Here is a 16127-nt window from a genome sequence, read left to right as displayed (position 1 = left end):
CCCGATCCCGCCCGCTTTCCTACATCGCTTGTCGCCGTTAGGTCTGCCTGAGGCGCCGTAACAGTTTCGTCCGACCCGAAATTTTATTGGCAAAGTGTCTCATAGGATTATTCATACAATTGTTTGTATTTCATCGATTTAGCGCGATTTTCCAACAGCTCTATGAGACACATGTGTCTCATAGGCAATTTGGCAAAACGGACAGCACCAGCGTCATCTTTGCGCTTGGAAAATAAATTTGCGTAAGTCCAATGGCTAAGCTTATCAGCTTGGGAAATACCGCAAGCGAGGGAGAGACAAGATGGACTATAATGGCAAGGTCGCATGGATCACAGGGGCCTCTTCGGGCATTGGCGCTGCACTTTGCCGCGATCTCGCCAGCCGGGGTGCGCATCTGGTGCTGTCGGGCCGGGATGAAGCCCGTCTTGCGCAAGTGGCGGCGGATTGTGGTGAGACGCTGATCCTGCCGTTCGATGTGCGCGATGAGGCAGCGCTGGCAGACGCCACCGCCAAGGCTATCGCATGGAAAGGCGGCGTCGATCTCGCGGTCGCCAATGCGGGCGTGTCACAACGCAGCCGCGCGCTCAAAACCGATATGCAGGTCTACCGCGATATCATCGACATCGACCTCACCGCGCAGATCGCCTTTAGCCAAGGCTTGATCGGCCATATGGTAAAACGCGGCAGCGGAGCCTTGGCCTTTCTCTCTTCCATCGCTGGCAAAGTCGGCGTGCCGATGCGCACCGCTTACTCCTCTGTGAAATTCGGGCTTGCGGGGTATGGCGATGCGCTTCGCGGGGAGTTGTCGCAAACCGGCGTCAGCGTCCACATGATCTACCCCGGCTCGGTCGCAACTGACGTTTCGCGCAATGCTCTCACCGCTGAAGGTTCAAAACGCGGCGTCTCTGACAAGGTGATCGACGAAGGCATCCCCGCGCCAGACGCGGCCAAAACCATGCTCGACGCAATCGCGGCGGGTGAGCGGGAGATTATCGTGGCGCAAGGCGCAGAGCTGCAAATGGGCGAGATGCGCCGCACACCCGATACCCTCTTCGATCAGGTCGCGGCGATGGTGGCCAGCGGTTACATGGAGCGGATGGAAGAGGAAGCCTCGTGATCCAGCTCGATCAAAAACGCGTAACGCTCGCCAACGGGATTGAGCTTGATGTGGTGGACGAAGGGCCGCGTGACGGCGAGGCGCTGATCTTCCTGCACGGCTTTCCTGAGAATCACCGCACATGGCGGCATCAGATCGCGCATTTTTCGAATCGCTATCGCTGCATCGCACCCGATCAACGCGGCTATCGCGGGTCGTCCAAGCCGCAAGAAGTGGACGCTTACACGCCTGACAAAATCATCGGTGATGTGTTTCTGCTAGCTGACGCGTTGGGGATCGGGAAGTTCACTATCGTTGGCCACGATTGGGGCGGCGCGATTGCCTGGGGGGTGGCGCTGGGCGGGCAACATGCGCGCGTTACTCGCGCGGTCATCGCCAACGCGCCCCACCCTGCGATCTTTCCAAAGCTGCTCTACACCAACCGGCATCAACGCGAGGCGTCGCAATATATGAGGGCGTTTCGCGATACGGCGAATGATGCATTTATTCGCGAGCACGGGCTTGGCGCATTTCTTGAGAAAGAGGCGAAATGGGACAACCCGCCGACCTCTGACCCGCAAGAGCGCGCGATCCTTGAGAAGGATTACGAGAACCGCGAGGCGGCATTCGGGATGCTCAATTACTACCGCGCCACGCCGATGGCCGTGCCAGCGATGGACGAACCGTTCGAACTGCCAGCCGATTTTGCCGCACCCGAGGTGCCAAAGCTTACCATCCCCACTCTGGTGATCTGGGCGATGGATGACCTTGCCCTGCCACCTGAGAATCTGGACGGATTGGATGAAGTGATTGATCCGCTGACTCTCGTGAAAGTGCCCGATTGCGGACACTTCGTCCCGTGGGAAGCGCCGCAAGCGGTGATCGCGGCGATGGAGGCGTTTCTGGAAGGGTAAGCGTGGGCTCGGGACACCATTGACAATTCCACCAAAATGACTTAAGTTATTAAAAGATAAGGAGTTTTAAGATGGTATATCATATCCCAAGCGAGTGTGACTGTGGCTGCACAAACTGCACTTCTGGCAGCGGTTGTTGTAATTGCGGCTGCACCGACTGCAGCTAGAACTCGAACGGTTCTGGCCCGTTGATTTTACGGGCCCAGCCACTCCACCCACGCACCATGAGGATGCGCATGCCCAAGCGTATAAGTCTTGCCGTCATCCTTTGATCCGTTCCACAATCGCACCTTCAACTCATGGCGGAAGGTTGCTGGATCGGTTTCAAGCGCAACCCATGCAAGCGGGGTATCAGGCGTTGCCTGTTTTCCCGCTGCTGTGAACCTTTCGGTGATCGCATCCTGAGTGTTTTTGGGCATATATTGCCACATGATGGAATGGAACATTGCCTTGGTTGTGCCGGGTTTTTGAGGCGCGTTGAGGCGTTGTTCGACAAAGTCACCGGCATCCATTTGTACGACTGAAGGCGGGCTTTCGTTCGCAAGGGCAACCGCCGCATCAATCCGCGCCATGCGTCCGGGTGCATCGGGCCAGACATAGGATTTGAGCTTTAACGCAGATGTCTCATCGGTAAGATCAATCGGCGCGACGTCGCAGGCGCGTACCGAAAGGATCTCGAAATCAGCCGGCGGCGCAGGCGGCGAACCCCTTCCCCCGCGCCATTCAGGTTCAATGCGCATCGGTGAATTTGCGGGACCCACCTGCGTCTCGCCAAGTTGGAAGTGATACCGGTCCAGCATCGTGTTGACCCCGGCACTTGCGCCAAGTTCGAACAGGTCAAAGCGCGGGGCCACCCGCCGGGCAAGCCACAAAAGCCCCGCCATAATACTGGCCGATCGCCCCGCCTCATTGGTTTGCGGCGGGCCATCAAACCACGGGAGAAGGGCGTGGTCGTTGGTTTCAATGACCGAGCAAACAAGCCTGTCAACCGCGGCCTGATGGGTAATCTGGCCTGAATACACCCTCGCCAGCCGATCATCGACACCGGTCAGCAGGAGACTGTGCAAGCCCCCCGCGATCCGAAGCGGCATGGCATCTTTGAGCGTGAGCCCCTGCCACGAAGCCATCCGCCGGGCGCAAGCGGTCTCCTCCTCGATGACCTTGGTCAGGGCACGGACAATGCGAGCGGTGCACGGCGCATGATTGATCTCGGCATGTTCTGCCTGCCATTCAATTGCGGCGGCAAAGTCTTCGATGTCCATGACGCCGCCGACACCGTCTCTGCTCGCTTCGTTCCCGCTCATCTTTCCTACTCATCCCCTTTTGCTTATGCTGCTTCTTGTTGCCCTTTAACGGCCTACACCTTAAGTGCGCGGCCAAGATGACAAGCGACCAATCCACCTCGAACGAAAGCCTGCTCACCTTTGCGGTGCCCAAGGGGCGCATTCTTGATGAGGCGCTGCCCTTGATGGCGCGCGCCGGAATCGTGCCGGAAGACGGCTTTCATGATCCGAAAAACCGTTCTTTGTCCTTCGATACATCACGCAGCGATATGCGTCTAATCCGGGTGCGTGCATTTGATGTGGCGACATTTGTTGCGCATGGCGCTGCGCAGATCGGCATTGTTGGCTCCGACGTGATCGAAGAGTTCAACTATGACGACCTTTATGCGCCCGTTGACCTCGACATCGGCCATTGCCGTTTGTCGGTTGCGCGCATGGCTGGGGATACCGAGGACGATGCAGGTGCAAGCCACATCCGCGTGGCGACAAAGTATCCGGGGCTGACCGCAAGGCATTTTGAAGCACGCGGAATTCAGGCGGAATGCGTGAAATTGAATGGAGCGATGGAATTGGCCCCGTCGCTTGGCCTTGCGCGGCAGATTGTTGACCTTGTCTCTTCGGGTGCAACGCTCAAGCAAAACGGCCTTGTCGAAACGCAGCAAATCATCGACATCACTGCCCGCCTGATCGTCAACCGCGCAGCATACAAGACCGACCCACGGGTTGCAGCTCTGGTCGACGCTTTCCGCAAGGATGCCGAGACCCGCGCCCAAAAGCAGGACGCAGCGTGATGCAACAACTTGATACAACCCAGCCCAATTTCGCCCGCGACTTCATCCGCGTGGTTGAAGAGCGGCGCGATGCAGACAGCGATGTCGCCGGCGTCGTGCAGGATATCCTGCGCACTGTTCGCTCAGGCAAAGACGATGCGCTTGTCAAATATACACAACGTTTTGATGGCTATTCCCTGATCAACGACGCTGATTGGGTGATCACATCTGAGCGGTGCAAGGAAGCGTTTGACGCGCTCGACGACGAACAACGCGACGCACTTCAACTCGCAGCGGACCGCATCCGCGCCTATCACGAAGCGCAGCTGCCCGAGAACCGCGACTATAAAGACGCAACCGGCGCAAGGCTCGGGGCGATCTGGCGGCCAGTGGATGCAGCGGGACTTTATGTGCCGGGCGGGCGGGCAGCTTACCCTTCCTCGCTTTTGATGAATGCGATCCCTGCCCGTGTCGCAGGGGTTGAACGGCTTGTGGTGGTCACCCCCACCCCCAAAGGAAACTCCAACCCGCTGGTTCTGGCCGCGGCCCATATCGCAGGCGTCGATGAAATCTGGCGCGTTGGCGGAGCGCAGGCTGTGGGCGCGCTCGCCTATGGCACCGATCGGATCAAGCCGGTGGACGTCGTTGTGGGTCCGGGCAATGCCTATGTCGCCGAGGCAAAGCGTCAGCTTTACGGCGTGATCGGCATCGACATGGTCGCCGGGCCTTCAGAAATTTTGGTTGTGGCCGATGGCAAGAATGATCCCGACTGGATTGCAGCTGACCTTTTGAGTCAAGCCGAGCATGACCCGACCTCGCAATCGATCCTTATCACTGATGACGCAGGTTTCGCCGCACTTGTCGCAGACCGCGTCGATGTTCAGATCAGCCAGCTTGCAACGCAGAAAACCGCAAGACAAAGCTGGGACGATCACGGCGTTATCATCGTGGTGAATGATATGGAGGCCGAAGCGCCTGACCTTATCAACGCTCTTGCCGCAGAGCACCTTGAGCTTGCGATTGATGATCCCGAAGCGATGATGGGCAAGGTACGCCACGCCGGCAGCATCTTCCTTGGCCGCATGACGCCAGAGGCCGTGGGAGATTATGTTGCCGGGCCCAATCACGTTCTGCCCACCGGGCGCCGCGCGCGGTTCTCTTCGGGCCTGTCGGTCCTCGACTTTATGAAACGCACCAGCTTTATCCAGTTGGATGAAGCGAGCTTTGGCGCGATTGCTCCTGCCGCCGCCACCCTTGCCCATGCAGAAGGGCTGCCTGCCCATGCCAAATCAGTAGAATTGCGCCTCAAATGAACACACCTGCCAAATCACATTCCCGTTCACAGGCTCGCTCAACCGCTCGCCTCGCGGCGGTCCAGGCGCTGTATCAGCGCCAGATGGAGGGCACGAAAGTCGACGAATTGTTGGTCGAGTTTCACCGCCACCGCCTTGGTGAACGCCTTGATGACGAGGATAGCGAAAGCGGCGAACAGCTTGCAGCGGTCGAGGTTGATTTCTTCAACGATCTTGTGCGCGGTGTCGATGCGCGGCGCGACGAGATCGATGCAGCAGTAACGGCCAAGCTTTCGGACGGGTGGACGCTTACCCGATTGGACAAAACCATGGTGCAGATCCTTCGTGCAGGAGCATATGAGCTTATAGCGCGCGCAGACGTTCCCGCGGCGGCTGCGATCAATGAATATGTCGAAGTTGCAAAGGCTTTCTTCGACGACCGCGAAGCAAAGTTCGTGAATGGTATTCTGGACGCGCTGGCGAAAGAGGTTCGGTCATAAACGAGGCGGATTTCATCACGGCCATTCGCGCACTCCCTTTGCATTCGGGTGCGCGCGGGCTCAAAGATGATTGCGCGGTGTTGGAAATTGGCGGTGAAACGCTGATCCTTACGCACGACGCGATGGCTGAGGGCACGCATTTTCGCGCCGATGCCGATATGGCGGATGTCGCGTGGAAACTGGTCGCGAGCAATCTGTCTGATCTTGCCGCCAAAGGAGCAGAGCCGGTTGGCGTGCTTCTTGGGCATTGCCTCAGCAGCGATGATCACGATTTCCTTCAAGGCCTGGCGCAAGCGCTTGAGACCTTCGGCACCCCATTGTTAGGCGGCGACACAATCACCACAAAGGGACCCCGCGTGTTTGGTCTGACCGCCATTGGCAAAGCCACACACACACCGGTGCCAGCGCGCAGCGGCGCATCAGTGGGGGATGCGGTTTTTGTCACTGGTGTCTTGGGCAGAGCAATGCTTGGCTTTGAAGGGCACAGCGCACATCTCGGCGCGTTCAACCGCCCTACTCCTCGCCTTACCGAAGGATATGCGCTGGCTCCTTGTGCAACGGCAATGATGGATGTTTCGGACGGACTGCTTTTGGATACGTTCCGAATGGCTGAGGCGAGCGATGTTACTATCGCCCTTGATAGCGCAGCAGTGCCGGTTGCCAATGATGCGCGCCGCGATGACGCGTTGCGCTGGGGTGATGATTACGAGCTTCTCTTCACCCTGCCCGCGGGATCGCACACCCCGGTCGATGCTGCGCAGATCGGCCTTGTCGAGGCGCGTGGATTTGCCCCGCTCATCCTCGACGGTCATCCGCTTGTGAATGCGCAAGGATTGGGCTTCGAACATAGCTAAAACTGCAAGGCAAATTGCAAAAACTTGAAGTTTCCCACTGCACACGCGCATTCCCACTTGTGTCGGCGCATTCTCCCGATAAGTTGACGGGCCTCGGCGCAAGGGATCTGTAACGAGACAGAACAACAGCAGACCCCGCCATTGCGCATGTTTTCCACGCTTTGGAGAGGGGATTCTTCGTGGACTTAATTCTCATATCAATTGGGCTGGGACTTCTTGCCGTCGTGTACGGCATCGTCACCAGCCGCCAGGTGCTGGGTGCCAGCGCCGGTAACGAAAAAATGCAAGAGATTGCAGGCGCCATTCAAGAAGGCGCTCAAGCCTACCTCAACCGTCAATACACGACGATCGGTATCGTTGGTGTGGTCGCAGCGGTCATTGTGGGCTTTTTCCTTGGCGTTGTGCCAGCGGTCGGCTTTATCATCGGCGCGGTATTGTCGGGCGTTGCGGGCTACATCGGGATGAACATCTCGGTGCGTTCAAATGTTCGCACGGCTGCTGCGGCTGAGAAAGGCCTTCAAGAGGGCCTGACGATCGCTTTCCGCGCGGGCGCGATCACCGGTATGCTGGTGGCTGGGCTTGCTCTGCTTGCAATCGCAGTGTTCTTCTACGTGCTGGTTGGACCGATGCAGCTTGCGCCTAACGACCGGATCGTCATTGACGGTCTTGTTGGTCTGGCCTTTGGGGCATCGCTGATATCGATCTTCGCGCGTCTTGGCGGCGGTATCTTTACCAAGGCCGCAGACGTTGGCGCTGACTTAGTCGGTAAAGTCGAAGCCTCGATCCCGGAGGATGACCCCCGTAACCCGGCGACAATCGCCGATAACGTGGGCGACAACGTGGGCGATTGCGCCGGCATGGCCGCTGACCTTTTCGAGACTTACGTTGTGACCGTTGGTGCAACGATGGTTCTGACCGCCCTGCTCTTCGCCGAGCAATTGGGCGAGATGCTCCTGCCGATGATGGCATTGCCACTTCTGATCGGCGGCGCTTGTATCGTTACCTCGATCATCGGCACGTACTTTGTCCGCCTCGGCAATGGGACGAATGTCATGGGCGCGATGTACAAAGGCTTCATCGTGACAGCCGTTCTGGCGATTCCGTTGATCTGGTTTGCAACAGCGCATGCCCTTGGCACGGTTGGCGCAGATATGAACACCGTATTGGGCGCAGGTCCAAGCGGTATCGAGTTCACTGGCAGGGCCCTGTTCTATTGCTCGCTCATCGGCTTGGCGCTGACCGGCATAATCATCTGGATCACCGAGTATTACACCGGCACGAACTATCGTCCGGTGCGCTCAATCGCCAAGGCATCGGAAACGGGCCACGGCACCAACGTGATCCAGGGTCTTGCAATCAGCCTTGAATCGACCGCGTTGCCGACCATCGTCATCATCGCAGCGATCATCGGTGCGTACCAACTTGCAGGCCTTATCGGCCTCGCGTTCGGTGCAACTGCAATGCTCGCGCTTGCTGGCATGGTTGTGGCGCTTGATGCGTATGGTCCGGTGACCGACAACGCTGGCGGTATCGCCGAGATGGCCGAGCTCGACGCTAGCGTTCGTGAAAAGACCGACCTTCTCGATGCTGTGGGCAACACAACAAAGGCTGTGACCAAGGGCTATGCCATCGGTTCGGCAGGCCTTGCAGCGCTCGTGCTGTTTGCTGCCTACACCGCTGACCTTCGCCTCTTCTTCCCTGATGCGAACGTCAATTTCAGCCTTGAAAACCCATATGTCATCGTCGGGCTTCTGCTCGGCGCGCTGCTCCCGTACCTGTTTGGTGCGATGGGCATGACCGCTGTGGGCCGTGCTGCGGGTGACGTGGTTGTCGATGTGCGTGACCAGTTCGCAAACGATCCGGGCATCATGGCCGGCACCAGCCGTCCAGATTATGCGCGCACGGTTGACCTTGTGACCAAGGCCGCGATCAAGGAAATGATCGTGCCCTCACTGCTTCCAGTGCTGGCACCGATTGTAACCTACTTCGTGATCTTCTTCCTTGCAGGCCAGGACAACGCCTTTGCAGCGCTTGGCGCTCTGCTTCTCGGTGTGATCGTGGGCGGTCTGTTCGTCGCGCTTTCCATGACCGCTGGCGGCGGCGCATGGGACAATGCGAAGAAGTACATCGAAGACGGCAATCACGGCGGCAAGGGCTCAGAAGCTCACAAAGCGGCTGTGACCGGCGACACTGTGGGCGATCCTTACAAGGACACCGCAGGTCCTGCTGTGAACCCGATGATCAAGATCACGAACATCGTGGCACTGCTTCTGCTCGCGGCTCTTGCTGGCGGCGCGCACTAACAAATACAGCCATTATTGGCGAAAAATTGCGCCGCCCGGGACATTTGCTTTTCAAAAGCGGTGGACCGGGCGGCTTTTTTTCTTGCGATGAAGGAGATCGTGATTAGGCTACACCCCATCGGGTTCAAGGGACTGAGCCGTTAGCAATACATTGATCCATGCTCTATTCAGAGCATGCCTCTTATTGTGCTTTCTTCAGGTCCTTTCCCATTGGAAATTCTACCTTGAGGAACACTGAGGTCGCACAATGAAAACTACTCTTCTCCGTTCAGCCACTAGTATTGCCATCGTTGCAGCTGCGATAGGCGTCATGCCTGCCACAGCGCCAATGGCCGTGCAGGCTCAACAAACTGCAAACTTGGCCGAGCAGCGCATCCCTGCCGGTGAGTTTGTCAAACAACCCAATATGCGCACCGTGCGCATTTCACCCGATGGCAAGCGCCTCGCCTACACCGCGGCGGTGAATGGCCAGTCTTATCTCGTCACTCTCAATATGGAGACCAATGAGCTCAAACCGGTTCTTGCGTCTAGCGAAGCGCGCGAAGCGGGCGAGCGCCGGATGGTCAGCTATCGCTGGGTCGGAAACGAGCACATCGTCATCACCACTTTCAGCCGCGAGAATTTCAATGGTCAATTGGGCGATATCGGCCGTTTGATCGCCTATGATGTGAATTCTGGAGAGTTTACCCAACAGGCATGGGAACGCGCGGGCGGCAATGCGACCACTATCAAATACATCGATCACGAAAACGGCAAATACCTGCTTCAGCGTTTTGCGTTGCAAGAAGTGCGATCACGCAACGATAACCCAGAGGTTGTCGAAGTCGACGTGAGGACCGGCAAGTTTAAGACTGTACAGCGCCCGAACCCGGTCGTTCGCGATTGGAGCGTTGATGGTCAGGGACAAGTGCGTTCGGCATCCATGTACGATAGCGACACCGGCAAAGTGCGTGTGTTGTTTAAGGCCGAGGGTGAGCGCAATCTCAAAACCGTCTTCAACGAAGCGGATGAGACTTTCACCGAAAGCGCTCCTAACCCGTCAATGTATATCCCTGGCACCAATATGGTTTACACCATCTCGAACCACGAGGGCGAAAGTGCCGTCTACAAGATGGATATGACGACCCTCGATATTGTCGAGAAGGTGTTTGATACCGAAGGCTATGATGTCGAAGGCCTGATCCTCAACGATGACCGTGACAGGGTCCTAGGTTACCGGGTTTTCGACGGCGGTGCCAAGACGGTTTACACAGATCCGGATATGAAAACCGTCAAGACGATGCTTCGCGAAGTGTTTGAAGGGTCATCAGTGCAGATCGTCGACTACACCTCCGACCTTTCGAAGTTTGTCGTTTATGTCGGCGGCGTCGACAAATTTCCCGGATATTTCCTGTTTGACACCAAAACGGGCGCTCTCAACCTTCTGAACTGGGAGAAAACCCATCTCAAGGATCTGCCCGCAAACCCGATGACAGCCGAATGGTACACCGCAAGCGATGGTGTGCGAATTCAGGCGGTCGTGACCTATCCTCGCCACCGCGAAGGGCAGAAGAACCTTCCGGTCGTAGTGATGCCGCATGGTGGCCCGTTCGGGGTCTATGATACGGTTGGAATCGGATTTTTCCCTTGGCATCAGGCTCTCGCCGAACAAGGCTATGTCGTCATTCAGCCCAATTATCGTGGTTCTGGCGGTTATGGTAAGGAGTTCGTCAAACTCGGCCGTCAACCTGGCGGCTATGGCAAACGCATGCAGGATGATCTCAACGATGCGGTCACCGCCTTTGCAGAAAAAGGCGTGATTGACGCAGACCGCGCCTGCATCATGGGTTGGTCGTATGGCGGCTACGCCGCGGCACGCGGCGCTCAGCGTGATGCCGATGTGTGGAAGTGCGCTGTAGCTGGCGCCGGTGTCTATGACATGCCACTTATGAACCAATGGGATGCGCGCAACCTTGGCCGGTTCAGCAGCGGTTTCCAGGCAACGTCTGACGATCCTGTCGCGATTTCGCCTGCTCGTAATCCTGAAGGCGACTGGTCGCCGATCCTGATTGTAGCAGCTAAAGAAGACGCACGTATCCCGATGGAACAGGCCGAAACTCTCGTCTCGGCCCTGCGCGGTGCTGGCAAGGTGGAAGGCGAAGACTTCCGTTACGTGGTTCAGGAACAAGGCACGCACAATCTGCCCTATGACGATGTTCATATGGAGTGGATCAACGAAGCCAATGCCTGGATGCAAAAATACAATCCAGCGTACATCGACAGTGACGCAGATACCCCTCCGGCAATGGTCGCGTTTAACGACTGATCCGGATACTATCTGAAAATAAGGGGCGCGGGCTTGAGCAAGTCTGCGCCCCTTTTTCGTCTGTGCTGTTTGTATTTGACCCGCTGATTGTCCCGCTGTGAACCACGCTCGACAAGATTGGAGCAAATTGTAGCGTTAACGTGAACGCACCCTTTAGTCTCTGTGCTCGGCATTTGTTCAATGATGCGCGTTGAGGATTGAAACAATGGAACTCGCGGCCCGGAATCTGGAAAAGGCGGCCACTGGCCGGGCCATATCTGAATCATTAGAGGGCCCGATCGTCCCCGAAGGAAACCTGCGACTGACGGGTCTATTATCCGCGCAGTCACCATCGTTCCTCAAAGCATGGCGCGCGCTTGCGACATTGCCTGCAGAGCCCAATCCCTTTTTCGAAGACTGGTTCGCCGCACCATCTCTCGAACAGTTTGCAGGCGGTAGAGATTGTTCACTTGCAACCTATTGGAGCGGGGAGCAACTCGCCGGTATTTTGCCTTTGGCGCGCTCAAACGACTATTACGGCAACCCTCTGCCCCACATGAGCACATGGCTGCACGGCAACGCATTTTGTGGAAGCCCGCTAGTTGCAAAAGGGCATGAAAAGGAATTTTGGCGCGCGCTCCTGGACGAGCTCGACGAAACGCCGGGCCCTGCACTGTTTCTGCACTTACCCCTTCTTCCGGCCAAAGGCGCGCTCAATATCGCGCTGGAAGAGATTTTGTCTGAGACCGGGCGTCCGGGCGCGATTGTCGAGAAAAAAGATCGGGCAATGCTCTCGTCCACCCTTTCCCCGGACGAATACCTCGCACAGGCGATGAGCACCAAAAAACGCAAAGAGCTTCGCCGCCAGCACAAGCGGCTGAGCGAGCTTGGTGATCTTAAATTTGAACGGTTTGAAGGTGCTCAGGGGCTAGAGGCATGGGTCGAACAGTTCCTGACGCTTGAGGCAGCGGGATGGAAGGGAGAGGCAGGCTCTGCCCTCAAGTCTGATGAAGCAAGCTATGCCTTCTTTGCCGATACAATGTTCGGCAGCGCCAATGCGGGCAGGCTGGAACGGCTTGCCCTGAAGTTGGACGGAAAGCCGATTGCGATGCTGGCGAACTTCCTGACGGCTCCGGGCGCTTACAGTTTCAAAACCGCATTTGATGAAGACTATGCGCGCTTTTCACCCGGCCTCTTGTTGCAGATTGAAAACCTGGAATTGCTGAAGCGCGAAGGGATTGAATGGACCGACAGCTGCGCTGTTCAAGGCCATTCGATGATCGAGCGGATATGGAGCGAGAAACGTTCATTTGTCAGTCGCAATATCGCCATCGGGGGATCCATTCGCCGCCTGACTGCGCGTGCGCTCATGGCCTATGAAACACGCGAACGGAGCTAAGGCATGAACGCCAACTCGTCAGTCTATGATCACGCAGCCGCCAAGCTTCACGTCTTTGGTGACGACGCGAGAGAGAGCTTCTCAACGCTTTATCCGGAAGGACCCCATACACTTCGGCACAATCTCGGCATGCAACCTCTGCTCGAACTTGATGCTCTTGCACAATTGGCAGAGCAGCTGTCCGAAAGCAGCATTGAATACAACCGCGGCGATCTGCCTATCGGAGTGGACGGAAAGCCAGGTTCCACCGGCCTGTCGATTGGCGACACCATCCGCACAATTGCGCAAAGCAACAGCTGGGCGGTGCTGAAAAACATTGAGCAAGCCGATACCTATAAGGCGCTGTTGTCTGATCTGCTGGATGAAATCCGTGACGAGATCGAAGCGAGGACCGGCAAACTGCTAACGCCTCAAGGGTTTATCTTCATCTCCAGCCCGAATGCGGTGACGCCTTACCACTTCGATCCGGAGCACAACATCCTGCTTCAGCTGCGCGGCTCGAAAGTGATGACACAGTTTCCCGCCGGCGACCCGCGCTTTGCACCTGATCATGTCCATGAAAGCTATCACACAGGCGGCCCGCGCGAGCTTCAATGGGATGACAGTTTGATGGCCGAAGCGCGGGAATTCCCGCTTGGCCCGGGTGATGCGGTCTATGTGCCTGTTATGGCCCCGCACTTTGTTCGAAACGGCCCGCAAGCCAGCATCTCCTTGTCGATCACGTGGCGCTCCGAATGGAGCTATAGCGAGAGCGAGGCGCGCGCTTTCAACTCTGTTTTGCGCAAGATGGGCTTGCAACCCAAGGCGACTGGCCGTTGGCCCCATGCCAACCGCGGTAAATCGCTTGCCTACAAGGCCTTGCGCAAGATCGGGCTTACTCAAGCTTGACGCAAAGGGCTTGCCCAGCCCATGGGACGCCCCATGACTGATACACCCGACCATGCCCAACCTGATTATGGGCGCATCGTTGATGAACTTGTTCAGCTCTTGACCGTCCGGAGAGCTGCGACCGACGTCTATATTGGTTCCCCGCAAAAAGGCGGCGTTGGCCGCGTGTTCGGCGGGCAGGTTATCGCGCAGGCCCTGCAGGCGGCGCAGGCAAGCGTGCCCGAGAGCAAGATTGCCCATTCGGCCCACGCCTATTTCCTTCGCGGCGGGCGCGAAGGACTGCCCATCGAATACCGGATCGAGCGCGACTTTGACGGGCGCAGCTTCTCCAATCGCCGGGTTGTTGCTTCACAAGAGAACGAGGATGGCACCGCGACACCCATCCTCAACCTTACCGCAAGCTTTCAAACCCCCGAGGAAGGGCTCGAGCATCTCGATGCTCCCATGCCGGAAGTCGAAGATCCCGAAAGCCTCAAAACCGATTTGGAAACAAGGCGCGCCATGATCGACATGATGGGCGACAAGGTCTCTGATGCCCAACGCGCGCTCGCGCTTCGCCCTCGCCCGATCGAGATGCGCACCACCGACAAGCTGCATTGGATGAATTCGGAACCCAAGGACCCGCGCGCTCACAGCTGGTTCAAAGCGGCAAGCGCGCTTCCCGATGATCCTGCCCTTCACCGCGCCGTCATCGCTTATGCCAGCGACTACACGCTGCTTGGCACCAGTGCCTTGCCCCATGGTCTGTCTTGGATGCGCGGAGAATTGGTCGGGGCAAGCCTTGACCACACCTTATGGTTCCACAAAGAGGCCAAAGCTGACGAGTGGCTGCTGTATGCAACCGACAGCCCATGGTCAGCGGGGGGACGCGGGTTCAATCGGGGACGCATCTTCAACCGCGACGGCGAACTGATCGCCAGCGCGGCTCAGGAAGGAATGATCAGAAAGCGGGTCAAGAAGCCCGGCTAAACCAATGAAATGCAAGCGTGCTGGAGGGATAACTCCAACACGCCCGCATTGCATTAATGGGCCAAAAGCACCGGCAATTTGGGATTTGTGAGGATCCTTCGGGTCACGCCGCCCATCAGCATTTCGGCAAGGCGTGAGTGGCCATATGCGCCCATCACCATCACACCGCATTCGCGCATTTCAGCGGCATTGAGAAGCGTATCAGCGATGTTGGCTTTGCCGCGCGGAATCTCCACCACTTCGGCGGAAATTCCGTGCCGGTCCAGGTACATGGCTGCTTCTGACACAGGGAATTCATAGCGTTGTTGTTCATCGGGTTCCGCCACCGTCGCAAGGAACACCTGGCTCGAATGTGCAATTAAAGGAACGCTGGCCCGCAATGCGACACACGCCTCAGCCGATCCATTCCATGCAACCAAAGCCGGAGCATTCACATCGAGACGCTTTGCATCGCCCGGGACAACCATCACCGGCGCAGGTGACTTGATTGCAAGCTCCCCTACCATCGAGGATGGCGAACGTGATGCCTCCTCGCCGATGTCATTGGGCCCTACAAGGATGATATCGTGCAGCGCTGATTGCTCAAGGAGCCGGGTTTCAGCCATGCCATATTGGAAGCGCCATTCCCAAGAGACATCCTCATTGGAAAGGTCTTTCTCAATCTTTGCGCGCAGTTCAGCTGCCGCCTCTTTAATCCGAGGCATGGCCGCAGCCATCGCGTTCCCGTAGAAATCGCCGGGCGCAAAAACCTCGTAACTTACTGCTTGAAGACAGGTGATATGGCCGTTTCCGGCCCGAGCCAGATCGAGCGCCACCTGCATGCGCGCCTCGAATGCTTGATCTCCATCAACATGCAACAGAATGCTTTTCATCGCTTGTCTCCCTTGATTGAGAGACAATTAGACACGCAAAATGCAGCGCTACATTGACTAGGATCAAATCTCGCGATTTTTGGTGGAGGATTACCCGCCCTTGCTGCCGCCAGCGGACCGGCTTCCGCCGAACATGCCGCCACTCGCCTTGTTGCGACCAAAGTTGGCGTCTTTCTTGCCGTATCCTGGCTTACCAAAGCCGGCGGCACGCGCCATTTGCGAGGCAGGCTTTACCTTGGGCACGCTCTTGGCGCGCTCCAATGCGCGACCTGCTGCCATATATTTGCCAGGTTGGCCGCCATACCCAAGGCGCGAGCCATTAGCGGTCTGATATCCACCTGCGGTGCTTTTATAGAGCGGGCCTGTTTTGCCATCTTTCTTGGATGAGAACCAAGCGACGATGAAGCCTGAATAGTGCGAACGGCGCCCAGAGGTCTGCTCTTCTTCGGGTGGCGTGTCCTGGACGCATTGACCCGGGCCATAGACCGCTTCGCAATCTTCCTTGGCCTCAAAGCGCGGGGCATCTTTTGCGGCGATCTTTTGAGCGTCCGCGCGCATCTCTTCGCATTCCTTGGTGGTTTTGCCGGTGGCTTTGGCGCAGGCAAAGACGTTTTCGAACACTTGGAGTTCGACATCTTTCGGGCCTTCTGAACCGGCCGCCTGTGCAGCAGGCGCAGGATCGCCCCCGCAGGCGCTAAGCATT

At 57.4% G+C, this 16127-nt stretch carries 14 protein-coding genes; 11 read left to right on the top strand and 3 right to left on the bottom strand.

The window, feature by feature from the left end; genetic code table 11:
• Nucleotides 1-301 precede the first annotated feature (301 nt).
• Both AC0V6Q_RS01830 and AC0V6Q_RS01825 read left to right on the top strand, forming a co-directional pair.
• On the top strand, nt 302-1117 hold the full coding sequence (locus AC0V6Q_RS01830; protein ID WP_486166735.1) for an SDR family NAD(P)-dependent oxidoreductase: 816 nt from the start codon (nt 302-304) through the stop codon (nt 1115-1117).
• Nucleotides 1117-2010, top strand: a complete 894-nt coding sequence (locus tag AC0V6Q_RS01825; protein ID WP_486169221.1) for an alpha/beta fold hydrolase — start codon at nt 1117-1119, stop codon at nt 2008-2010. The genes AC0V6Q_RS01830 and AC0V6Q_RS01825 overlap by 1 nt, the downstream gene beginning before the upstream one ends.
• Nucleotides 2011-2204: 194 nt before the next feature.
• On the opposite strand, the gene AC0V6Q_RS01820 is transcribed toward AC0V6Q_RS01825, so the two are convergent.
• Nucleotides 2205-3314, bottom strand: a complete 1110-nt coding sequence (locus AC0V6Q_RS01820; protein ID WP_486166734.1) for a DUF2332 domain-containing protein — start codon at nt 3312-3314, stop codon at nt 2205-2207.
• A 77-nt stretch (nt 3315-3391) separates the two neighbouring features.
• Here AC0V6Q_RS01820 and hisG point away from each other — a divergent pair, with 77 nt between their 5' ends.
• From hisG to AC0V6Q_RS01775, 9 genes are all read left to right on the top strand, one after another.
• Entirely contained in the window at nt 3392-4084 is a 693-nt protein-coding gene (gene hisG / locus AC0V6Q_RS01815; RefSeq protein WP_486166733.1) for an ATP phosphoribosyltransferase, read from the top strand.
• Complete coding sequence (hisD, locus tag AC0V6Q_RS01810; RefSeq protein WP_486166732.1) at nt 4084-5376, top strand: histidinol dehydrogenase; 1293 nt, start codon at nt 4084-4086, stop codon at nt 5374-5376. The genes hisG and hisD overlap by 1 nt, the downstream gene beginning before the upstream one ends.
• Nucleotides 5373-5855 carry a transcription antitermination factor NusB gene (nusB, locus tag AC0V6Q_RS01805; RefSeq protein WP_486166731.1) on the top strand — a complete coding sequence of 161 codons (483 nt, stop codon included), beginning with the start codon at nt 5373-5375 and terminating at the stop codon, nt 5853-5855. Before hisD ends, nusB begins: the two co-directional genes overlap by 4 nt.
• Nucleotides 5852-6709, top strand: coding sequence for a thiamine-phosphate kinase (thiL, locus tag AC0V6Q_RS01800; protein WP_486169220.1), 858 nt, complete (start codon nt 5852-5854; stop codon nt 6707-6709). The genes nusB and thiL overlap by 4 nt, the downstream gene beginning before the upstream one ends.
• Nucleotides 6710-6888: 179 nt before the next feature.
• Nucleotides 6889-9012, top strand: a complete 2124-nt coding sequence (locus AC0V6Q_RS01795) for a sodium-translocating pyrophosphatase (protein ID WP_486166730.1) — start codon at nt 6889-6891, stop codon at nt 9010-9012.
• A 247-nt stretch (nt 9013-9259) separates the two neighbouring features.
• Nucleotides 9260-11317, top strand: a complete 2058-nt coding sequence (locus AC0V6Q_RS01790; RefSeq protein ID WP_486166729.1) for an alpha/beta hydrolase family protein — start codon at nt 9260-9262, stop codon at nt 11315-11317.
• A gap of 205 nt (nt 11318-11522) precedes the next feature.
• Entirely contained in the window at nt 11523-12695 is a 1173-nt protein-coding gene (locus tag AC0V6Q_RS01785; protein WP_486166728.1) for a GNAT family N-acetyltransferase, read from the top strand.
• Between the two features lie 3 nt (nt 12696-12698).
• Nucleotides 12699-13583 carry a cupin-like domain-containing protein gene (locus AC0V6Q_RS01780; protein ID WP_486166727.1) on the top strand — a complete coding sequence of 295 codons (885 nt, stop codon included), beginning with the start codon at nt 12699-12701 and terminating at the stop codon, nt 13581-13583.
• A 33-nt stretch (nt 13584-13616) separates the two neighbouring features.
• Nucleotides 13617-14552, top strand: coding sequence for an acyl-CoA thioesterase (locus tag AC0V6Q_RS01775; protein WP_486166726.1), 936 nt, complete (start codon nt 13617-13619; stop codon nt 14550-14552).
• A gap of 53 nt (nt 14553-14605) precedes the next feature.
• Here the strand turns inward: AC0V6Q_RS01775 and AC0V6Q_RS01770 are convergent, their stop codons facing one another.
• Nucleotides 14606-15424 carry a universal stress protein gene (locus AC0V6Q_RS01770; protein ID WP_486166725.1) on the bottom strand — a complete coding sequence of 273 codons (819 nt, stop codon included), beginning with the start codon at nt 15422-15424 and terminating at the stop codon, nt 14606-14608.
• A gap of 90 nt (nt 15425-15514) precedes the next feature.
• Nucleotides 15515-16126, bottom strand: a complete 612-nt coding sequence (locus AC0V6Q_RS01765) for a DUF1190 domain-containing protein (protein ID WP_486166724.1) — start codon at nt 16124-16126, stop codon at nt 15515-15517.
• Between the last annotated feature and the right edge of the window lies 1 nt (nt 16127).

This window comes from Erythrobacter sp. S227 (assembly GCF_057364925.1).
The sequence above is the reverse complement of the archived record's forward strand: the minus strand, read 5'-3'. Positions and strand labels throughout refer to the sequence as shown.